This window comes from Zestomonas insulae (genome assembly GCF_016901015.1).
GTDB lineage: Bacteria > Pseudomonadota > Gammaproteobacteria > Pseudomonadales > Pseudomonadaceae > Aquipseudomonas > Aquipseudomonas insulae.
Genome location: NZ_JAFEUP010000002.1, coordinates 127358 through 146745, shown reverse-complemented (window position 1 = coordinate 146745; position 19388 = coordinate 127358). Strand labels below are relative to the sequence as shown.

20 protein-coding genes are annotated in these 19388 nt (G+C 67.9%); 5 read left to right on the top strand and 15 right to left on the bottom strand.

All coding sequences use genetic code 11. The features are described from left to right. Nucleotides 1-12: 12 nt before the first annotated feature. Complete coding sequence (locus JQX08_RS06455) at nt 13-939, bottom strand: alpha/beta hydrolase (RefSeq protein WP_204915465.1); 927 nt, start codon at nt 937-939, stop codon at nt 13-15. After that, nucleotides 929-1765: an SDR family NAD(P)-dependent oxidoreductase gene (locus tag JQX08_RS06450; RefSeq protein WP_204915464.1), complete on the bottom strand. Its 837-nt coding sequence runs from the start codon at nt 1763-1765 to the stop codon at nt 929-931. The genes JQX08_RS06455 and JQX08_RS06450 overlap by 11 nt, the downstream gene beginning before the upstream one ends. Before the next feature lie 181 nt (nt 1766-1946). On the opposite strand from JQX08_RS06450, the gene JQX08_RS06445 reads away from it, so the two are divergent. The 3 genes from JQX08_RS06445 to JQX08_RS06435 all read left to right on the top strand — a co-directional run bounded on the left by JQX08_RS06445 (nt 1947) and on the right by JQX08_RS06435 (nt 4672). Then, nucleotides 1947-3002: a 3-ketosteroid-9-alpha-monooxygenase, oxygenase component gene (locus tag JQX08_RS06445; RefSeq protein WP_204915463.1), complete on the top strand. Its 1056-nt coding sequence runs from the start codon at nt 1947-1949 to the stop codon at nt 3000-3002. A gap of 101 nt (nt 3003-3103) precedes the next feature. Then, nucleotides 3104-4234 (top strand): LuxR C-terminal-related transcriptional regulator, encoded by a 1131-nt coding sequence (locus JQX08_RS06440; RefSeq protein ID WP_204915462.1) that lies wholly within the window; start codon nt 3104-3106, stop codon nt 4232-4234. 279 nt (nt 4235-4513) lie between these two features. Beyond that, complete coding sequence (locus JQX08_RS06435; RefSeq protein ID WP_204915461.1) at nt 4514-4672, top strand: hypothetical protein; 159 nt, start codon at nt 4514-4516, stop codon at nt 4670-4672. Nucleotides 4673-5113: 441 nt separating this feature from the next. On the opposite strand, the gene dmpG is transcribed toward JQX08_RS06435, so the two are convergent. From dmpG to JQX08_RS06415, 4 genes are all read right to left on the bottom strand, one after another. Continuing rightward, nucleotides 5114-6148: a 4-hydroxy-2-oxovalerate aldolase gene (gene dmpG, locus JQX08_RS06430; RefSeq protein WP_204915460.1), complete on the bottom strand. Its 1035-nt coding sequence runs from the start codon at nt 6146-6148 to the stop codon at nt 5114-5116. A 143-nt stretch (nt 6149-6291) separates the two neighbouring features. Beyond that, the gene (locus JQX08_RS06425; protein WP_204915459.1) at nt 6292-7200 is read right to left on the bottom strand and encodes an acetaldehyde dehydrogenase (acetylating); all 909 of its coding nucleotides are present in this window, start codon (nt 7198-7200) and stop codon (nt 6292-6294) included. A gap of 8 nt (nt 7201-7208) precedes the next feature. Next, nucleotides 7209-8000: a fumarylacetoacetate hydrolase family protein gene (locus JQX08_RS06420; RefSeq protein ID WP_204915458.1), complete on the bottom strand. Its 792-nt coding sequence runs from the start codon at nt 7998-8000 to the stop codon at nt 7209-7211. Continuing rightward, a complete protein-coding gene (locus JQX08_RS06415) occupies nt 7997-8824 on the bottom strand; it encodes an alpha/beta fold hydrolase (protein ID WP_204915457.1) in 828 nt (275 codons plus the stop codon). The genes JQX08_RS06420 and JQX08_RS06415 overlap by 4 nt, the downstream gene beginning before the upstream one ends. A 364-nt stretch (nt 8825-9188) precedes the next feature. On the opposite strand from JQX08_RS06415, the gene JQX08_RS06410 reads away from it, so the two are divergent. Beyond that, a complete protein-coding gene (locus JQX08_RS06410; RefSeq protein ID WP_204915456.1) occupies nt 9189-9962 on the top strand; it encodes an SDR family oxidoreductase in 774 nt (257 codons plus the stop codon). A gap of 11 nt (nt 9963-9973) precedes the next feature. Next, entirely contained in the window at nt 9974-10453 is a 480-nt protein-coding gene (locus JQX08_RS06405; RefSeq protein ID WP_204915455.1) for an SRPBCC family protein, read from the top strand. 354 nt (nt 10454-10807) lie between these two features. Here JQX08_RS06405 and JQX08_RS06400 read toward each other — a convergent pair whose 3' ends face one another. The 9 genes from JQX08_RS06400 to JQX08_RS06360 form a co-directional block, all read right to left on the bottom strand. Next, complete coding sequence (locus tag JQX08_RS06400; RefSeq protein ID WP_204915454.1) at nt 10808-11245, bottom strand: nuclear transport factor 2 family protein; 438 nt, start codon at nt 11243-11245, stop codon at nt 10808-10810. Next, nucleotides 11242-11625: a steroid Delta-isomerase gene (locus JQX08_RS06395; protein WP_239482042.1), complete on the bottom strand. Its 384-nt coding sequence runs from the start codon at nt 11623-11625 to the stop codon at nt 11242-11244. Before JQX08_RS06395 ends, JQX08_RS06400 begins: the two co-directional genes overlap by 4 nt. Nucleotides 11626-11798: 173 nt before the next feature. Further along, nucleotides 11799-12653 (bottom strand): lipase secretion chaperone, encoded by an 855-nt coding sequence (locus JQX08_RS06390; RefSeq protein ID WP_204915453.1) that lies wholly within the window; start codon nt 12651-12653, stop codon nt 11799-11801. 12 nt (nt 12654-12665) lie between these two features. Beyond that, nucleotides 12666-13637 (bottom strand): lipase family alpha/beta hydrolase, encoded by a 972-nt coding sequence (locus JQX08_RS06385; protein ID WP_204915452.1) that lies wholly within the window; start codon nt 13635-13637, stop codon nt 12666-12668. A 476-nt stretch (nt 13638-14113) separates the two neighbouring features. Next, nucleotides 14114-15316, bottom strand: coding sequence for an acetyl-CoA C-acyltransferase (locus JQX08_RS06380; RefSeq protein WP_204915451.1), 1203 nt, complete (start codon nt 15314-15316; stop codon nt 14114-14116). Between the two features lie 353 nt (nt 15317-15669). After that, nucleotides 15670-16128 (bottom strand): MaoC family dehydratase, encoded by a 459-nt coding sequence (locus JQX08_RS06375; protein WP_204915450.1) that lies wholly within the window; start codon nt 16126-16128, stop codon nt 15670-15672. Between the two features lie 2 nt (nt 16129-16130). Then, nucleotides 16131-16916, bottom strand: a complete 786-nt coding sequence (locus JQX08_RS06370; protein ID WP_204915449.1) for an SDR family oxidoreductase — start codon at nt 16914-16916, stop codon at nt 16131-16133. A gap of 13 nt (nt 16917-16929) precedes the next feature. After that, nucleotides 16930-18117, bottom strand: coding sequence for an acyl-CoA dehydrogenase family protein (locus JQX08_RS06365; RefSeq protein ID WP_204915448.1), 1188 nt, complete (start codon nt 18115-18117; stop codon nt 16930-16932). Then, nucleotides 18114-19286, bottom strand: a complete 1173-nt coding sequence (locus tag JQX08_RS06360; RefSeq protein WP_204915447.1) for an acyl-CoA dehydrogenase family protein — start codon at nt 19284-19286, stop codon at nt 18114-18116. Before JQX08_RS06360 ends, JQX08_RS06365 begins: the two co-directional genes overlap by 4 nt. Nucleotides 19287-19388 lie beyond the last annotated feature (102 nt).

Below are 19388 nucleotides of genomic sequence, written 5' to 3'. Positions count from 1 at the left end.
CCACTCCTCCGCTCAGTTGAGCGCGCTGCGCAGGTCGGCGGCAGCGCCGGCCAACGCTTCGCCGGCGCGGTCGACGAACGCCGCCATGCTGGCGAAGCCGTGGATCATCCCGGCGCAGCGCTGCAGGCGCACGCTGACCCCGGCGTCGCGCAGGCGCTGGGCGAACGCCTCGCCCTCGTCGCACAGCGGGTCGAACTCGGCGGTCAGCAGGGTGGTCGGCGGCAGGCCGGCGAGACTGTCCGCGCGCAGCGGCGAGGCGAGCGGATCGGCGATCTGCGCCGGGTCGCTCAAGTACTGCTGCCAGAACCACTGCATGGCGGCGCGGCTGAGGAAGTAGCCGTCGGCGAAGCGCTCGTAGGAGGCGCTGTCGCAGCCGCCATCGGTGACCGGGTAGAACAGGCACTGGTGGCTGATGCGCGGCCCGCCCTGACTGGCGGTCAGGCGGCTGACGGCGATCGCCAGGTTGGCCCCGGCGCTGTCGCCGGCCACGGCCAGGCGACTGGCGTCGACACCCAGCTCGGCGGCACGCTCGACCAGCGCGCAGGTGGCGCGGTAGCAGTCGTGCGGCGCTGCGGGGAACTTCGCCTCGGGGGCCAGCCGGTAGGCCACCGAGACCACCACCGCGCCGGTCTGCTCGGCCAGGCTGCGGCACAGGTTGTCGTGGGTATCCAGGGTGCCGATGACGAAGCCACCCCCGTGGAAGAACACCAGCAACGGCAGGTTCGCCTGCTCCAACGGGCGGTACAGGCGTGCATCGAGTTCGCCGGCGGCGCCGGCCACGCGCAGCTCGCGCACTTCGGCCATCACCGCGCCGGGCAGCGGCGGCATCATATGATCGGCAACCTGGCGGTAGCTGGCCGCGTCGAGCTGGCTGAAATCAGGTTGCGGCATACCGCTGAACTGGCTGAGTACGGCGGCGATCTGCGGATCAAGCGGCATGGTCTTCTCCTTCCATGGCGGCCATCTGAAATACCGGGTTGGTTTCTTCGAGGATGCTCTGCATGCGGCGCTCCAGCGCCGGCTTGAAGAACTTGTGCGGCAGCAGCCAGAAGCGCCGCTCGGCGATGCCAGCGAACACCTGCTCGGCCAGCTCGCGCGGCGCCATGCCGGCGCGAATGCCGCTGTCGAGTAGCGCATCGAGTTGGCTGGAAGCGCCATCGCGGGCCTGGTTGGAGGCCATGATCGCGCTGGCCACCGGGCCCGGGCAGAGCACCGACACCGATACCGGCGCACCGAGCATGGCCAGTTCGTAATGCAGGGTTTCCGAGAGCGCGACCACCGCCTGCTTGGTGACGTTGTAGGGGCCCATCAGCGGGCTGCTGACCAACCCGGCCAGCGACGCGGTGTTGATCACGTGCGCCGGGCGACCCTGCTGCAGGAGCAGCGGCACGAAGGCGCGGATGCCGTTGATCACCCCGTTGAGGTTGACCTCGAGCATGCGCTGCCACTGCGCCGCGCTGATCTCCCAGCACAGCCCGGTCTGCATCACCCCGGCGTTGTTGAACAGCAGGTCGACGCCACCGAAATGGTCGAGCGCGGTGTCGCGCAGGTAGTCGACCTGCGCCGGATCGCCGACATCGGCGATGCACGGCACCGCGGTGGCGCCGCCGGCGCGCAGTTCGCCGCACAGCGCATCGAGGCGTGCGCCGTCGACGTCGCTGAGCAGCAGGCGCAGGCCCTGCGCCGCGGCGTGCTCGGCCAGGCCGCGGCCAATTCCGCTGGCGGCTCCGGTGATGACCGCCACGCGGCCGGCTTGCTGATTCATCGCTGACTCCCGTTCTTGTTCTCGTGGCGCCAGTAGAGCCGCCCGCCTCGGCGCGGCCATCGTCCGTTCAGACGATGCCGCGCCGGCCAGGGTCGGCAGAATCCGGACCGTGAAAAGAGCTGTCCGCGGGCCTGCCTGACTCGTCGGACCACGCCGTGAGCCGCAACCGGAGAACAACAAGATGAGCACCCTGCACCGTATCGAAGCCAAACAACTGCCCGAGCGTTACGCCCGCGGCTGGCACTGCCTGGGCCTGGCCGCCGACTACCGCGACGGCAAGGCGCACCGTCTCGACGTGTTCGGCACCCGCCTGGTCGCCTTCCAGGGCGAAGACGGGCAGATCCACATCCTCGACGGCTACTGCCCGCACATGGGCGCCGACCTCAGCGAAGGCTGCGTGGAAGGCAACTCGCTGCGCTGCCCGTTCCACGAATGGCGCTGGGCGGCCAACGGCGTGTGCGACGACATCCCCTACGCCAAGCGCATCCCGCCGCGGGCCAAGATCAAGTCCTGGCCGGTGCTCGAGGAGAACCAGCTGCTGTTCGTGTGGAACGACCCGGAAGGCAATCCGCCGCTCGCCGAGCAGGACATCCCGCGCATCGACGCCTGCTTCGACGACAGCTGGGCGGCCTGGGCGATCGAGGAGATGGTCATCGAGACCAACTGCCGCGAGCTGGTCGACAACATTTCCGACATGGCGCACTTCGGCAGCGTGCACGGCGCGCCGCTGAGCGAATTCAGCAACGTCTTCGAGGGCCACACCGCGGCGCAGATCATGCGCGGCCGTAGCGCACGGCTGTCCGGTGATGCCGAGCTGTACACCGTGGCCACCTACTACGGCCCGGCCTACCAGATCACCGACATGACCGGCGCGATGGACGGCCAGACCATCCAGTCGATCCTGCTCAACAGTCATGTGCCGATCGACCAGAACAGCTTCACCCTGCGCTACGGCGTGCTGGTGAAGAAGATCCCAGGCCTCAGCGAGGAACAGAACCGCGCCATGGCCCAGGCCTATGTCGAGCAGGCGCGCGCGGCGTTCTACGAGGACGTAGCGATCTGGCGCAGCAAGACCCGCGTCGACAACCCGCTGCTGTGCGACGGCGACGGCCCGGTGTACCAGCTGCGCAAGTGGTACGAGCAGTTCTACCAGGATCTCGCTGAAGTGCCGGCCGAGGTCAGCGAGCGCAAGGAGTACCGCGTGCTGGGTGCCCAGCGCGCCGCCCAGCCGGCCTGACGCCGGCTGTCTAGCGCCAGCGAAGCGGCGTTGCCTGGGCCAGCAGGCAACGCTTATGCTCGCTGGCCGCGTTTCCATAACAACAACAGAGCGCAATTACCATGGCTCACCCCCTCAGTTTCGAGGCGTTCAGCGATGCGCTGGGCAGCCTGTACCAGGGCCCGTTGGAAAACGTGCCATGGGCGTCGTTTCTCAACCTGCTCAACCACACCCTGCAGAGCAAGTACGTCACCTTCATCCTGCGGCCGCCGAGCAGTCACGTCGACGGCCTGATGGTCAACACCAACGGCACCTCGGCCGAGGCGACCGCGTCGTACAACAAGCACTTCTACGCGCTCGACCCGTTCGTCGACCTGCCCAACCGCCAGGTGGTGTGCAACACCGAGTTCATTCCGCTGGCGGAGTGGACCGCCTCGGAGTTCTACAAGAACTTCCTCGAGCCGGTCGGCGTGTTGCACATCCTCGGCGCCGACATCCGCACCAGCGACGGCGCGCAGTGCCGCATTCGCATAAGCCGCGGCCCGGAGCAACCGTCCTTCACCCAGGCCGACAAGGACTTGCTGGCGCTGTTCGTGCCGCACCTCGAGCGCGCCGTGCAGCTGCACATCCGCCTCAACCGCATCGAGTCGGAGCGCAACCTGTACGCCGGCGCGGTCGACCAGATGGCGGTCGGCACCATCATCCTCGACGAGGAAGGCAAGGTGCTGCAGACCAACCAGGTCGCCGAGCGCCTGCTACAGGACAAGGACGGTCTGAAGCGCGTCGACGACGGCCTGCAGGTCGGCAACGCGCGTGACAACCAGGAGTTCCGCCGTCTGGTGAAGCAGGCGCTGCTGTCGCAGAAGAGCAGCAACCCCTCGGTGGTCGAGGCACTGCGCGTGCAGCGCCCGTCCGGCCGCGCCGACCTCGGCATCATCGTGCGTTCGGTGCCGCTGTCGGCGTGGAACGAGGGCAAACAGTGTCCGGCAGTGGCGATCTTCATCAGCGACCCGGAGCAGCAGTCCAGCGCGCCACAGGAAATCGTCCGCGCACTGTTCGACTTCACCCCAGCGGAAACCCAGCTGGCCATGCTGCTGGCCAACGGTCTGACCCTCGACGAAGCCTCCGAGGAACTGGGGATCAGCCGCAACACGGCGCGCGCGCACCTGCGCTCGACCTTCTCGAAGACCGGCGTGACCCGCCAGACCATGCTGGTGCGCCTGATCCTGCGCAGCGTGGCGACGCTCGGCTGACGGCCCCCCCACACCCTCACCGCACCACTCCCCTCGCCCGCTTTGCCGGAGCGGGGTCGGGGGCGGCTGCCAGGCCAACGCGGCGGTTATTGCCAGCCGCCAGAGGCCGATCGTCTACCCACGCAAATTGCTTGCGCACCAAGCGAAATGCCGCCCGTCGCCCTCCTGCTTTCGGGGGGGCGACTGCCCGCGCGTGGCGCTGTTATGGTTCAGGCACAACAACAAGATCGGGCCAGACACTCCCCCCAGGGCGTGCATCAGGCCGAATCGAGGTCCCCCATGCGCCACATCACTTTCGTTCTGCTCCTGTTCGTCTGCGCCGGCGCTTCCGCCGCCGTGATCCTGCAAAACCAGCCACCGCGTATCGTCACGCTGAACGCCTGCCCGAACGCCACCGGCAACTGCTACATCCCCTCGCCTTCGTTCAACCTGCGCTAAGCCGCTGGGTGGTAATCGCGTGACACGGACTGTCACCGCGTAGCATCGAATTCATTCGCGAAACGCTTGCGTGTGTCGCCTGCCGTGCTCGCGGATAAGCCCTCACCTAAAGGCGCTTGTAGCACCTGCCCAAAGCGACCAGCGGCTGGCCGCATAAACAGACTATGTCCCCGTTGCGTGCTGCAGTGTCTGACGAGCCGGACGCCCTGGATTCCCGCCTGCGCGGGAATGACGAGGAAGGCTCGGCCTGTGAACTCCGTCATTCCCGCGCAGGCGGGAATCCAGCAGGGCGCTGGGCAACCAGGCTGTGCGAGCGAGCTTTCTTGCCAGGAATACAGCCATAAAAAAGCCGGATACCCCGCAATTGGCGCAGAGGGATATCCGGCAAAAAGGGATGTGATGGAAGGTCGGAGCCGCCGCCTTGCCGCGGCCCCGCCAGTCTCAGGTCGGCAGTACCCCACGGGCGCGCGACAGGGTCAGCGCCAGGTCTTCGATCATGTCTTCCTGACCGCCCACGGTGCCGCGCTTGCCCAGTTCGACCAGCAGCTCGCGGGCCTGGATGCCGTACTTCTGCTCGGCGCGCTTGGCGAACAGCAGGAACGAGCTGTACACCCCGGCGTAGCCCAGGGTCAGCGCATCGCGGTCGACGCGGATCGGCTGATCCATCATCGGCACCACCAGGTCCTCGGCGACGTCCATGATCTGGTACAGGTCGATGCCGCTGCTCACGCCCATGCGCTCGAGCACCGCGACGAACACCTCCAGCGGCGTGTTGCCGGCACCGGCGCCGAGCCCCGCCACCGAACCGTCGATGCGCGCCGCGCCGGCTTCGATGGCGGCCAGCGAGTTGGCGATGGCCATGCCCATGTTGTGGTGGCCATGGAAACCGACTTCGGTACCGGCATTCAGCCCGGCACGCAGCACGCCGATCTTCTCGGTCACCTCATCGGGCAGCATGTAACCGGCCGAGTCGGTGCAGTAGATGCAGTTGGCGCCATAGCTCTCCATCAGCCGCGCCTGCGCGAGCAGCTGCTCGGCGCTGAGCATGTGCGCCATCATCAGGAAGCCGACGGTATCCAGGCCCATCTTCGCCGCCATGCCGATGTGCTGGCCGGAGACGTCCGCCTCGGTGCAGTGGGTGGCCACGCGAATGGTCGACACCCCGTGCTCGTGGGCCATCTTCAGGTGATCGACAGTGCCGATGCCCGGCAGCAGCAGCGCCGAGACCTTGGCCTGCTTCATCTTGGGAATCACCGCGGCGAAGTACTCCTCGTCGCTGTGCGCCGGGAAGCCGTAGTTCAGCGAGGCGCCGCCGAGGCCGTCGCCGTGGGTGATCTCGATCAGCGGCACGCCGGCGGCGTCGAGGCCGCTGGCGACCGCGACCATCTCGTCGAGGCTGATCTGATGGCGCTTGGCGTGCATGCCGTCGCGCAGGCTCATGTCGTGCAGGCGCACGCTCTTACCTTGCAGGTTCATTGGGCTTCTCCTTGGTTCGGTAGGAAAAGTCGCCGAGCGCAGGTGAGGCAAGGCAAGAGCAGGCGAAGACACGCAGTTTACGAGGTGTAAATGAGCAGTCTGAGCCTGTTCTTAACGCCGCATCACCAAAGCGCAGGCACTTTTCAGCGGGCAGGCAGTTGCAGAGCGCCCTTGTGGGCCTCTTCGGCGAACATCTCGGCGGTGCGCAGACCGGCGGCGGTCATGATGTCGAGGTTGCCGGCGGACTTCGGCAAGAAGTCGCCGAGGCCCTCGACCTCGATGAAGATCGACACCTTGCGGCCGTCGAACACCGGGCCGTTGATCAGCTTGTAGCCGGGCACGTAGCGCTGCACTTCCTTGACCATGTGCAGCACCGAGGCGCGAATCTCGTCCTGGTTCGGCTCGCCGGTGGTCAGGCAATGGATGGTGTCGCGCATCATCAGCGGCGGCTCGGCCGGGTTAATGACGATGATCGCCTTGCCACGCTGGGCGCCGCCAATCTGCTCCACCGCGCCGGCGGTGGTGCGGGTGAATTCGTCGATGTTCTGCCGGGTGCCCGGGCCGACCGAGCGCGACGACACGGTGGCGACGATCTCGCCGTATTCCACCGGCTGCACGCGCGACACCGCGGCGACCATCGGGATGGTCGCCTGGCCACCGCAGGTGACCATGTTGACGTTCATCGCCAGCGTTGCCGCGTGCTGCTTGAGGTTGACCGGCGGCACGCAGAACGGGCCGATGGCCGCCGGGGTGAGGTCGATCATGATCACCCCGAGCTCGTTGAGCTTGCGGCTGTTCTCGGCATGCACGTAGGCCGAGGTGGCGTCGAAGGCGATGCGGATGTCGTCGTCGAGCACGTGCGGCAGCAAGCCGTCGACGCCGGCGGCGGTGGTCTTGATGCCGAATTCCGCGGCGCGCTTGAGGCCCTCGGACTCCGGGTCGACGCCGGCCATCCACACCGGCTCGATCCATTCCGAGCGACGCATCTTGATCAGCAGGTCGGTGCCGATATTGCCCGGGCCGATGATGGCCGCCTTGAGTTTCTTGCTCATGGGAGCTCCTATGCGCAGAAGGACACCTGGGCGCTGCCCAGGCCGTCGATGGTCAGGTCGAAGCGGTCGCCGGCACGCGCCGGTTCCAGCGGCACCAGCGAGCCGGAGAGGATGATCTCGCCAGCCTTGAACGGGATGCCGAAGGCGCCGAGGGTGTTGGCCAGCCAGGCCACCGCGGTCAGCGGGTTGCCCTGCACCGCCGCGCCATAGCCTTCGCTGAGCGGCGCGCCGTTCTTGCGTACGCGCATGTGCAGGCTGGGCAGGTCCAGGCTGCGCGGGTCGACGCGCTCGGCGCCAAGGACGAACACCCCGCAGGAGGCGTTGTCGGCCACGGTGTCCTGGATGGCGATGTTCCAGTCGTGGATGCGCGAGTCGACGATCTCGAAGCAGGCCATCACGCACTCGGTGGCTGCCAGCACGTCGGCCTCGGTGACGCCCGGTCCGCACAGGTCATGCTTGAGCTGGAAGGCGATCTCGCCCTCGGCGCGCGGCTGGATCAGGCGGTTGGCGGACAGCGAAATCTCCGCGCCGTTGTCGAACCACATGTCGCGTGTGAGGAAGCCGAAGTCCGGCTGGTGCACGCCGAGCATGTCCTGGACGGCCTTGGAGGTGACGCCGATCTTCTTGCCGACGATGGCGCTGCCGCCGGCGACCCGGCGTTCCACGATCTGCCGCGAGATGTGGTAGGCGTCCTCGATGCTGATGGCCGGCCAACGCTCGGTCAGCGGCGCCAGGGTGCAACCCTGGCTGAGGGCCTGGAACAGTTCGTCGGCGTGCTGGCGACGCAGCGCTTCGCTCATGCCGCACGCTCCGCGAAGAATGCCAGGCACTCGCGATTGAACAGTGCGCGATGCTCGACCATCACCCAGTGCCCGCACTCGCTGAGCAGCACGAAGCGGATCTGCCGGCAGGCGTCCATCATGGTCTGCGCGCCGGAGGCCGGGCAGAACTTGTCGTTCATGCCCCAGAAACCGAGGATCGGGCACTGCAGCTCACCGAGCCGTGCGGCCAGGTTCGGCACCTGCATGCGGGTCAGCACGCAGAGCGGCTGCTGATTGACCACCGCGACGCGCTCGGCGACGGTCTCGTCGCTGATTTGGCTGGCATCGAACAGCTGCAGGCCGAGCAGGCGGCGCATGCCGGCGGCGTCCTTGAGCTCGCCGGCGGCGAACGCGGCGCCCATGCGCTGAATACCTTCCATCTGCAGGTAGTACTGCTCCTTGTCCATCAGCCCGCCGGGCGCCATCAGGACCAGCTTGCTCACTCGCTGCGGCTGGTCGAGGGCCAGCTTGATGGCGATCGCGCCGCCCAGCGAGTTGCCGACCAGCACGCAGCGGCCGATGTCCAGGGCATCGAGCAGGCCGCTCAGCGCGGCGACGAAGAACTCCAGGGTGTAGTCGGTTTCCGGTTTATCCGAGGCGCCGTAGCCGGGCAGGTCGGGGATGATCACGCGGTGGCCGGCGGCGGCGAATTCCGGGTAGTTCAGCTTGAAGTTGCTGTGCCCGCTGGCCCCCGGGCCGCTGCCGTGGATCAGCACCACCGGCTCGCCGGTGCCGCTGTCCAGGTAATGCAGGCGCAGGCCATCCTGCAGGGTGACGAAGTGTCCTTGCGGTTGCGCGGCCATGGGCAATCTCCTCGGCTCGTTGTTGTGCCGGGATTATTTCCACGCCGCGGCGCGGCAACATCGTCCGAGAGGACTACAGGGCGAGCACAGGAAATTCGTAGGATGGGTTGAGAAGCGCAGCGCCGATACCCATCGAGTCGCGGCGATGGGTATCGCTGCGCTCAACCCATCCTACGAAGCTTTTCCCGCGCAGCTGGATTCCCGCCTGCGCGGGAATGACGGATGCAATACACACTCTCCCCGCCCCCCGTCGTCCCGCGCAGGCGGGGACCAGGTGCGCCGCGTCCTAGTCCGCTCGGACGTAGGCAGGCCCGCGCCAGCGCCCTAGCCTCGCGCTCATCAGTAACCGACGCGCGAGGCGAGCATGCAAGACCCGATGGATTTCAGCGGCAAGGTGGTGCTGGTCACCGGCGGCGGCAAAGGTGTCGGCCGTGGCATCAGCCAGCGCTTTCTCGACTGCGGCGCGACCGTGGTGATCTGCGGTCGCCAGGCGCCGGACGAGCTGCCCGGCGATGCCGCACGGCGCGCCGAGTTCCTCGCCTGCGATGTGCGCGATCTCGAGCAGGCGCAGCAGCTGATCGACGCCATCGTCGCCCGCCACGGCCGCCTCGACGTGCTGATCAACAACGCCGGCGGCGCACCGCACGCCGAGGCGGCCAGCGCCTCGCCGCGCTTCTCCGAATCGATCATCCGCCTCAACCTGCTCGCCCCGCTGAACCTCTGCCAGTTCGCCAACCGGGTGATGCAGGGCCAGGCCGACGGCGGCGCGATCATCAACATCTGCAGCGTCAGCGCCACCCGCCCCTCGCCCGGCACCGCCGCCTACGGCGCGGCCAAGGCCGGGCTGCTCAACCTGAGTCGTTCGCTGGCGGTGGAGTGGGCGCCCAAGGTGCGGGTCAACGCGGTGACCGCCGGGCTGATCCTCACCGAGCAGGCCGAGTTGCACTATGGCGATGCCGCCGGGGTCGCGCGGGTTGCCGCCGGCATCCCCTTGCAACGTCTGGCCACACCTGCTGACATCGGCGACGCCTGCCTGTACCTGGCATCAAAGCTGGCCGCATACGTCAGCGGCGCGGATATCTGCGTACACGGCGGCGGCGAGCGCCCCGCCTTTCTCGACGCCGCCCAGGCCCACTGATGGAGACCCGCATGCCCGCGTTTGCCAGCCACAGCGTCACCCTCGCGCTCAGCCCGGCGGAGGCCTGGGCCAAGCTCAGCGACCTGAGCCTCGCTCCGCACTATGTGCCCGGCCTGACCGGCTGCCAGTTCCACCCCGGCCCGCGGCAGGGCCTCGGCGCCAGCCGTCGGGTGTTGCAGAAGCGCGGCCAGTGGCTGGATGAGAGCGTGATCGACTGGCAGGACGGCAGCGGCTTCCTGCTGCGCCTGCACCGCGGCGCGGAGGGCGCACCGATGCCGTTTCGCGAGGCGACTTTCCGTTACGCGCTGCAGGCCGAGGGCAAAGGCTGCCGACTGACCACGCGCATGGACTACCGCCTGCGCGGCGGACGGCTGGTCGAGTGGCTACTGGCCAAGGCCTTCGCCAAGGCGGTGCGGCAGATCACCGAGAACCTCAAGCTGTATTACGAAACGGGTGTGACGCAGAACGCTGAGTTCAAGGCATCGCAGTAAAGGCGGATAAGCAGGAGATGCTTTGTCAGGCTGGAGCACGGCGCTCAAGCCGGTCGATGTGCTTGGATTCCCGCCTGCGCGGGAATGACGGAGGAAAGGGACGAACCGTGGTGGGCCGCCACCATCAGGCGTCGGGTGGATGTCGCCTTTTCCATCCATCGGCCCGTGGCGGCTGGCCACTGCATGGAGCGCCACCAGTGGATGGCTACCCCGAAGAAAGCGCATCGCGGTTTTCCAGCCTACGCAGCTTGGACGCGCGGCCAATCGCAGCACGGCTCCCACCTCGGCATACGGCGTCCCACCCACCCCGTCGTCCCCGCGCAGGCGGGGACCCAGTGAACGACTCCGCCCAGACTAATTCAGCCGGCTGTACTCGGAATGCGCACGGAACGTCGTGGCGACGATCCGCCACTCGCCGCCGATGCGCCGATAGCGGTCCTGGTAGAAGCCGCCGAGCTGGCGGGTCGCGCCGCTTTCACCGTCGAGGTTGAAGTAGTACAGCGCCCAACGGCCCTCGGCCTGCTCGTCGTCGAGCAGTTGCAGCTCCGGGTTGGCGCCGTGGTGCAAATCGATGACCCGCGCCTGGCAGGCGAGCTGCTGGTACAGGGCGACGAAGCTGTCGCGGTCGCTGAAGCTGCCCAGCGGACCGTAGTCGATCAGCACGTCACCAGCCGCGAAGCAGGCGCGAATCGCTGCCACGTCCTTGAGGTCGCAGGCGTTCAGGTAACGGTGCTTGAGCTGGCGGATGGCTTCCAGCGCTTCCAGGCGGGCGAGGCGTTGCTCCAGGGTCATTCCGGACGGCGCTCCATGTTGTCCTCGTCCCAGTAGGCCTTCATCGAGCGGATGCGGCCGTCGGCGTCGAACTCCATCACGTCGATCACATGGATCGAGCAGGGCTGGCCGCCCCAGTCGAGGTCGACGCGAAACGGCATGGCCGCACTGCGGTTGCCGGCCACCCGCACCGGGCCGGTCAGTTCGGCGCGCGCGCTGCTGCGGCCGAGGCCGTCGCGGTAGAAGCGCGCGATCGCCTCGCTACCGACCAGCGGCGGCGTGCCCACCGGGTCCTCGACCACCGCGTCGGCGGCATACAGGGCAAGGATGCCGTCGATGTCGCCGGCATCCACCAGTTCCACGTAGCGCGCCATGCGCCGGCGAATCAGCAGCGCGTCCATCAGGCCACCGCCGACGGCGTGGCCGCGTCGAGTTGCCGAGACTGCCGCTGCAGCGTGACGCAACGCCCTTGCTTTGATGCACCCATGGGGTGTCCTCCTCGGCCTGTTGTAGTGCCGGGATTATTCCGAGGCCCCCAAAGAGCAACATCGTCCGACAGGACTACGCCCCGCGCCTACCTCGCCTCCGCATGCATGCCGTCGTGGGTATCCGCCGCCTTGCTGGCGGCCAGCGCCGCGCGGCTCTTCGCCCGCTCCGCCAGTTCCAGGTCCAGTTTCGCCAGGCGCTCGGCGGCGCCCGGGTTGAGGGCCGCGGCCCGCATGCGGTAGACCTCGTCGTCGCTGGCGCCGCGCTCGCGCATCTTGCTCACCGCCGCTTCCAGCTTGAGGATATGCAGCGGCGCCTCCTTGGCCTCACGCATTTCCGGCGACAGCGCCGCATCCAGCTTGGCCAGCTTGTCCTTCTGCTGCGCGGCGCTGAGCGTCTTGTCGTGCAGGACCTCCAGTCGTGCCAGCGCATCGGCGTTGTAGGCATCCTCGTCGCCAAACAAGGCTTGCGCTTCCCGCGGGCTGAAGAAACGCGCCCGCGTCTGTCGCATCGCCTCCATGCGCGCGCGCATGTCGTCCAGCGAATCACCGTGGCCCTGCAGCTGTTGCTCCGCCGCTACCAGCGCGCGCTTGTAGGCGAAGTAACGGCCCAGCAGACGCTTGGCTTCAGCAGCCGGTGCAGGCCTGAGGCGCTGGTCGAGCTCGCGCTCGATGGCCGCGCGGATCTCGTCGGGGTTCTTTTCGCCCACCGCCGTCAGGAAGTATTCGAACATCAGCCGCAGGCTGCCATCGACGACCAGCGTTTCGCCGTCGCTGCGTACATCGCCGTCGGGTTGGGTGCCGTCCAGCGAGGGGGCGAGGGCAAGCAAATCGGCCTGGGTAGGCGTTGCGCCGCCTTGGCGCAAGTAGCTCATTCCGAAAAAAACGGCGGCCATGACGGCCACCGTTCCAAGTCCTGCAAAAAGGGCTTTGGTCTTCTGCATGTCACCCTCTTGTTACAGGCCCGCGTTCTTCAGACGGTTGGCCTGCTGACGGTACAGCGTGACCGGGTTGGTCTCGAAGAGATTCACGATGCCCGCCGTGTGGTTGATGGCGTCCATGTGGTTCATGCGGTAGTCGTCGCGAATCACTTTGCCCAGGTGCTGGGCACAGCTGCTCACCAGTCCATCGTTGTCGGCGCCTTTGAACACCAGCGACACCAGGCCCAGCACCGGATCGATCGGGTCGGCGGCATTGGTGTAGGCCTGCGCGCCACCCCAGGAGTAGTACTTCACGCCATTGACCTGATAGGCGCCTTCACCGCACTCGGTGGTCGGGATGCCTTCCGGATGCGCGGCGTTGAATGCCATCGCGCCGGCGGTGCTCAGCGATTGCAGCGAGGCCGCGGAGTTCTGCGGCAGGCCGCCGTCGTTGGAGAGGATGCCGATCAACTGGGTGAGACCGTTGGCGATCGATTGCACGGCATCACCGGCGAGTCCCGGCGGGGTGATGCCGAGGATCGCGTCCACCGCTTCAGCCTTGCCGTTGGCGCCGTGCACGCTGGTCACCGAAGCCACCAGGTCCGGGCGTACCGAGGCGACATAACGCGCCGTCGGGCTGCCTTGGCTATGGCCGATCAGGTTGACCTTGGCCTTGCCGGTGGCGGCAAGGATTTGCTGGATCTGGATCAGCAGTTGCTCGCCACGCACTTCATGGCTGTTGGAGGCGGAGACTTGGGTCAGGTAGACATCGGCACCGTCGTAGGCGCGCAGCTGATCGGGGATGCCGTACCAGTAATCGAGCAGGCCGATCTTGTCGAAGCCGAGTGCGCCGTGGACCAGCACGATCGGGTACTTGGTTTTGGTGTAGCCGCACTGGCCGGTGAGGCTGAAGCAGGCGGCTTGCGCGGACAGCGGCAGGGCGGCACCGATGGTGGCGGCGGCGCTCAGGGTTGCGACGGCAAGGAGTTTGCCAACGTGCTTGTTCATTTCATTCCCTCAACTTTTTGTTTTTGTAATGTCTGGAATGCTGCGTGTGGTTGCGCGGTCTGCTCGTTGGTCACCTCCTTTCCGGAATTTCGGCTTGGCCGTCATCGCTGGAAAGTATTGGAAGCAAATTCAGACCCCCTACCCCCTCCAACCAGGGGGGGGGGCAAGAGCACGCCATCTGCGTCCTCACGCGCTGCGCCATAAAAAAACGGCAGCTTGCGAGGCTGCCGTTAGCGGTTTCATTGAGGTTGCCGAGCGACTTGGGCGTGGCTCGCCGAGTCTCTATCAGTCGCTCTACTTCAAGCGTTTGCCGGACTGGCAGGGCGACGTGATCGGCCCAGCCTCGACGCTGCCGAGCAGGCCGAAAACCTGGCTGACCACGTCGAGCTGGGCCATGCACCCAGCGCCGTTCATCGCTTTACCCAGATGGGGAGGCACCGCGCTTAGTGGAGTCGGCGCGGTGGCCTTGAGAGTCTTCAGACCACCTCGAACAGCGCCGCCGCACCCATGCCGCCGCCGATGCACATGCTCACCACCACGTAGCGCAGGCCGCGGCGTTTGCCCTCGAGCAGGGCGTGGCCAACCATCCGCGCGCCGGACATGCCGAACGGGTGGCCGATGGCGATTGCGCCGCCGTTGACGTTGAGGCGCTCGTCGGGGATGCCGAGGGTGTCGCGGCAATACAACACCTGGCAGGCGAACGCTTCGTTGATCTCCCACAGGCCAATGTGGTCGAGCTTCAGGCCGTGGCGCTTGAGCAGCTTGGGAATCGCGTAGACCGGGCCGATGCCCATCTCGTCGGCGTTGCAACCGGCCACCGCCAGGCCGCGGTAGATGCCCAGCGGCTCCAGGCCCTTCTGCTCGGCAAGCTTGGCGCTCATCAGCACCGAGGCCGAGGCGCCGTCGGACAACTGCGAAGCGTTGCCGGCGGTGATGTGCTTGCCCGCCGCGCTCCACTGGCCGCCCGGCCACACCGGGGCCAGTTCGCCGAGGCCGGCCAGGGTGGTGTCGGCGCGGTTGCATTCGTCGCGCTGCAGCGTCACCGCCTGGTAGCGGGTCTCGCCGCTCGCCTTGTCGAACAGCGCCTGGCGGGTGGTCAGCGGCGCCAGCTCGGCGTCGAACAGCCCGGCGCTCTGCGCCAGCGCGGTGCGCAACTGGCTGTGGTAGCTGTATTCATCCTGCGCGGCACGCGAGATGCCGTAGCGCTCGGCGACGATCTCGGCGGTCTCGAGCATCGCGATGTAGGCGGTCGGGTCCTGTTCCAGCACCGCCTGCGACTGGTTGCGGTAGCTGTTCTTGTGCTTGTTCTGCACCAGCGAGATGGATTCCAGGCCGCCGGCCACGGCGATATCGATCTCGTCGCAGATGATGCTCTTCGCCGCCCAGGCGATCGACATCAGCCCGGACGAGCACTGCCGCTCGATGGCCATGCCGGCCACGCTGGGCGGCAGGCCGCCGGCCACCGCACAGAGGCGGCCGAGGTTGTAGGCCTGGGTGCCCTGCTGGGCGGCGGCGCCGATGATCACGTCATCTACCTCGCCCGGCTCGATACCGGCGCGGCGCACCGCCTCGGCCACCACATGGCCGCCGAGCACCGGCGCCTCGGTGTCGTTGTAGGCGCCACGGAAGGCCTTGCCGATCGGCGTGCGGGCGGTGGAGACGATGACGGCTTCTTTCATTGCGAATTCCTCGACTGCGGTTGCTCGGTAGCCCGGAGGTGCTCCGGGGAAATGGCTGGGTAGGCTGTTGATTGGGTCCCCGCCTGCGCGGGGACGACGGGGGTGGCAGGTGGTCGGCATGTACCTTCAGATCGCTCAAGGCGAGAACACCCCCTTCCCTCGTCGTTCCCGCGCAGGCGGGAACCCAGAAGACTCACGGGAAGAGATACCGCCCCCTCACCCCTGCCCCTCTCCCAAGGGGAGAGGGGGAAAGAGCGGCATAGCGACTGACCCAGGTGCCAATCAGTCCCCTCTTCCTCAGGAGCGGGGCGCGCAGCCAGGGTTAGGGTGAGGGCAGAAGGTTGGCCAATCACTCAGCTCGGGTAATAGCGACTGATGGTGTCCACCACGCAGCCTGGGCGTTCCTCGCCGTCGATTTCGACGCTGACGCGGATGGTCGCCTGCACGCCGCCCTTCACTTCTTCCACCGCCACCAGCCGCGCACTGCCGCGCACCCGGCTGCCGACCTTGACCACGTTGGGGAAGCGCACCCGCTCGCAGCCGTAGTTGACGCCCATGCTGATGCCGCGCACCTCGACGATCTGCGGCAGGAACAGGTTGACCAGCGCCAGGGTCAGGTAGCCGTGGGCGATGCAGGTGCCGAACGGGCCGCTGGCGGCGCGCACCGGATCGACGTGAATCCACTGGTGGTCGCCGGTGGCTTCGGCGAACTGGTCGATGCGCGCCTGCTCGACGGTCAGCCAGTCGCTGTGGCCGAGTTCGCTGGCGACGTAGGCGAACAGCTCGAAGGGGTTGGCGAAAATCTGCGTCATGCTCAGGCCCTCTGGCTGGAGACCGACAGCACTTCGCCGGTCATGTACGAGCTGTAGTCGCTGGCCAGGAACATCATCACGTTGGCCACTTCCCAGACTTCCGCGGCGCGGCCGAACGCCTCGCCGCCGGCCAGGCGCTCGAGCAGTTCCTTCGGTGCGGACTTCTTGAGGAAATCGTGCAGGGCGATGCTCGGGCTCACCGCGTTGATGCGGATGCCGTGTTCGGCGGCCTCCACCGCCGCGCAGCGGGTCAGTGCCATCACCCCGGCCTTGGCCGCGGCGTAATGGCTCTGCTCCTTCTGCGCGCGCCAGCCGAGCACCGAGGCGTTGTTGACGATCACCCCCTGCTTCCGGCCGATCATGTGCGGCAGCATCGCCCGGGTCATGCGCATGGTGCCGGTGAGGGTGACGTCGAGCACCCGCAGCCACTCCTCGTCGGGCATCTCGATGAGCAGCCGCGAGCCGCCCAGCCCGGCGTTGTTGATCAGCACGTCGACGCCGTCCAGCGTGCGCTCGGCGGCGGCGATCAGCGCCTGCACCTGGGCCTCGTCGGCGACGTTGCACAGCTGGCCGTGGACCTCGCTCAGGCCGGTCTCGGCACGCAGCTTGTCGACCGCCTGGGCCAGGCGGCCCTCGTGGATGTCGCTGATCATCAGCGCGCGACAGCCTTCCTCGGCGGCGCGCTGGGCGGCGGCAAAACCGATGCCGGCGCCGGCGGCGGCGGTGATCAGCACCGACTTGCCGCGCAGCAGGCCGTGCCCGGGAACATAGGTGGGAATACTGCTCATGGTCTTCCTCGAATCAGGCGCGCACGCGCGGCTCGCGGGGCATGCCCAGGGCGCGCTCGGCGATGATGTTGCGTTGGATTTCGTTGGTGCCGCCGTAGATGGTGTCGGCGCGGCTGAACAGGAACATCGCCTGCAGGCGCCCCAGCTGGTAGGGCGCGCCGTCGAGCAGCTCGGCCTCGGCGCCGAGCACGTCCATCGCCAGCTTGCCCAGCTCGGCGTGCCAGCTCGACCAGCACAGCTTGTAGATCATCGCCTCGCGGCGCAGCGTGCCGTCCTGGCTGCCGGAGAGCATGCGCAGCGAGTTGTAGCGGAGGATGCGCAGGCCGCCCCAGGCCTGAGCCAGACGCTGGCGCAGCAGCGGGTCGTTGGCCGCGCCATTGGCCTTGGCGATGGCGATGATCTCGTCCAACTCGTTGTGGAACTGCATCTGCTGGCCAAGGGTCGACACCCCGCGCTCGAAGCCGAGCAACGCCATGGCGATCTTCCAGCCGTCGCCGGGCGCGCCGAGCAGGTTCGCCGCGTCGGTCTCGGCCTCGTCGAAAAACACCTCGTTGAACTCCGAGGTGCCGGTCAGCTGCTCGATCGGCCGCACCGTGATGCCGGCCTGGCGCATCGGCACCAGCAGGAACGACAGCCCCTGATGACCGACGCTGCCCGGCTCGGTGCGGGCGATGACGAAGCACCAGTCGGACTCGTGGGCCAGCGAGGTCCAGACCTTCTGCCCGCTGATCCGCCAGGTGCCGTTGACCAGGGTGGCGCGGGTCTTGACGTTGGCCAGGTCGGAACCGGCGCCCGGCTCGGAATAGCCCTGGCACCAGAACTCCGCGCCGCTGACGATGCCCGGCAGCAGGCGACGCTGCTGCTCGGGCGTGCCGAACGCGGCGATGGTCGGCCCGGCCAGGCCTTCGCCGATGTGGCCCATGCGCCCCGGCCCGCCGGCGCGCGCGTATTCCTCGTGGAAGATCACCTGCTGGCTGATCGACAGGCAGCGCCCGCCGTGCTCAGGCGCCCAGCCGACGCAGGTCCAGCCGCCGGCGGCGAGCTTGCGCTCCCAGGCTTTGCGCTGCTCGGGGAAACTGTGTTCGTCGCCCGGCCCGCCGCGAAAGCGCAGCTCGGCGAATTCGCCCGTCAGGTTGGCGGCCAGCCAGGCGGCCACCTCGGCGCGGAAGGCTTCGTCTTCGGCGGTGAAACTGATCCTCATGCCAGCTCTCCCAGCAGGTGCGCGGCGATGCGCTCGCGGTGCAGCGCCGGCGCGCCGAGGAACGCCTCGCTGGCGCGGGCGCGCTTGAAGTACAGGTGCGGGTCGTATTCCCAGGTGAAGCCGACCCCGCCGTGCAGCTGGATGGCCTCGGCGGCGCAGTGGAAGAACGCCTCCGAGCACTGCGCCTTGGCCAGCGCGGCGGCCAGCGGCAGCTCGCTGGCGACCTGCGGATCACCGCCGACGGCCAGCGCCTCCTCGGCGACGCAGGCCGCGTAGTAGGCCGCCGAACGCGCGCACTCGAGCTGCACCATCATGTCCGCGGCGCGGTGCTTGATGGCCTGGAAGCTGGCGATCGGCCGACCGAACTGCTGGCGTTCGGCGCAATAGGCGAGGGTCAGGTCGAGCGCCTGCTGGGCGCCGCCGACCTGCTCGGCGGCCAGCGCCACGCAGGCCAGGCGCAGCACCTGGTCGAGCAGCGGCGCGCCCTGCCCGGCCACGCCGAGCAGGCAGTCGGCGCCGACGTAGACCTGGCTGAACTGCAGCTCGGCGAGCTTGCGGGTCTGGTCGAGAGTCGCCTGCGGCGTGCGCTGGATGCCGGCGCTGCTGGCGTCCACGACGAACAGGCTGAGGCCCTGCGCGCCACGGCTACCCGGCGTGCGCGCGGCGACGATCAGCAGCCCGGCGCTGTGGCCGTCGACCACCTGGCGCAGGCGGCCGTCGAGCACGAAGCCGTCGCCTTCGGCGACGACGGTCATTTCCACCGCCGCGGCATCCCAGCGGCCGCCACCGATGTAACCGAGCGTGGCGGTCAGTTCGCCGGCGGCCAGGCGCGGCAGCCAGGCCTGCTTCTGCGCCTCGCTGCCGCCGAGCAGCAGCGCCGGCACGGCCAGGCAGGCGGTGGCGTAGAACGGTGAACAGAACAGCCGGCGGCCCATCTGTTCGAGGAGGATCGCCAGTTCGACGAAGCCCAGGCCGAGCCCGCCGTAGGCCTCGGGAATGTGGATGGCCGGCCAGTACAATTCGCCGCAGAGGCGCTGCCAGAGCGCGGCGTCGTAGCCGTCGGCACTGGCCATCGCGGCGCGTACGGCCGCGGAGTCGGCGACATCGGCGAGGAAGCTCTCGGCGGATGCGCGAATCATGTCCTGCTCGTCGCTGAACGCGAAATCCATGGGTACAAGCCTTCTGCTGCCGGGGCGGCAGGCCCCGTTGCCGGCAAGTCTGGCGGCAGGCGGCGGCGCGGGAATCGTCCGTGTGGACGAGGCGCCCGGCGC

Bases quoted from the DNA above. Each gene is read 5' to 3' on its own strand.
- JQX08_RS06455 (WP_204915465.1), bottom strand. From the start codon at position 939: ATGCCGCTTGATCCGCAGATCGCCGCCGTACTCAGCCAGTTCAGCGGT.
- JQX08_RS06450 (WP_204915464.1), bottom strand. From the start codon at position 1,765: ATGAATCAGCAAGCCGGCCGCGTGGCGGTCATCACCGGAGCCGCCAGC.
- JQX08_RS06445 (WP_204915463.1), top strand. From the start codon at position 1,947: ATGAGCACCCTGCACCGTATCGAAGCCAAACAACTGCCCGAGCGTTAC.
- JQX08_RS06440 (WP_204915462.1), top strand. From the start codon at position 3,104: ATGGCTCACCCCCTCAGTTTCGAGGCGTTCAGCGATGCGCTGGGCAGC.
- JQX08_RS06435 (WP_204915461.1), top strand. From the start codon at position 4,514: ATGCGCCACATCACTTTCGTTCTGCTCCTGTTCGTCTGCGCCGGCGCT.
- dmpG (WP_204915460.1), bottom strand. From the start codon at position 6,148: ATGAACCTGCAAGGTAAGAGCGTGCGCCTGCACGACATGAGCCTGCGC.
- JQX08_RS06425 (WP_204915459.1), bottom strand. From the start codon at position 7,200: ATGAGCAAGAAACTCAAGGCGGCCATCATCGGCCCGGGCAATATCGGC.
- JQX08_RS06420 (WP_204915458.1), bottom strand. From the start codon at position 8,000: ATGAGCGAAGCGCTGCGTCGCCAGCACGCCGACGAACTGTTCCAGGCC.
- JQX08_RS06415 (WP_204915457.1), bottom strand. From the start codon at position 8,824: ATGGCCGCGCAACCGCAAGGACACTTCGTCACCCTGCAGGATGGCCTG.
- JQX08_RS06410 (WP_204915456.1), top strand. From the start codon at position 9,189: ATGCAAGACCCGATGGATTTCAGCGGCAAGGTGGTGCTGGTCACCGGC.
- JQX08_RS06405 (WP_204915455.1), top strand. From the start codon at position 9,974: ATGCCCGCGTTTGCCAGCCACAGCGTCACCCTCGCGCTCAGCCCGGCG.
- JQX08_RS06400 (WP_204915454.1), bottom strand. From the start codon at position 11,245: ATGACCCTGGAGCAACGCCTCGCCCGCCTGGAAGCGCTGGAAGCCATC.
- JQX08_RS06395 (WP_239482042.1), bottom strand. From the start codon at position 11,625: ATGGACGCGCTGCTGATTCGCCGGCGCATGGCGCGCTACGTGGAACTG.
- JQX08_RS06390 (WP_204915453.1), bottom strand. From the start codon at position 12,653: ATGCAGAAGACCAAAGCCCTTTTTGCAGGACTTGGAACGGTGGCCGTC.
- JQX08_RS06385 (WP_204915452.1), bottom strand. From the start codon at position 13,637: ATGAACAAGCACGTTGGCAAACTCCTTGCCGTCGCAACCCTGAGCGCC.
- JQX08_RS06380 (WP_204915451.1), bottom strand. From the start codon at position 15,316: ATGAAAGAAGCCGTCATCGTCTCCACCGCCCGCACGCCGATCGGCAAG.
- JQX08_RS06375 (WP_204915450.1), bottom strand. From the start codon at position 16,128: ATGACGCAGATTTTCGCCAACCCCTTCGAGCTGTTCGCCTACGTCGCC.
- JQX08_RS06370 (WP_204915449.1), bottom strand. From the start codon at position 16,916: ATGAGCAGTATTCCCACCTATGTTCCCGGGCACGGCCTGCTGCGCGGC.
- JQX08_RS06365 (WP_204915448.1), bottom strand. From the start codon at position 18,117: ATGAGGATCAGTTTCACCGCCGAAGACGAAGCCTTCCGCGCCGAGGTG.
- JQX08_RS06360 (WP_204915447.1), bottom strand. From the start codon at position 19,286: ATGGATTTCGCGTTCAGCGACGAGCAGGACATGATTCGCGCATCCGCC.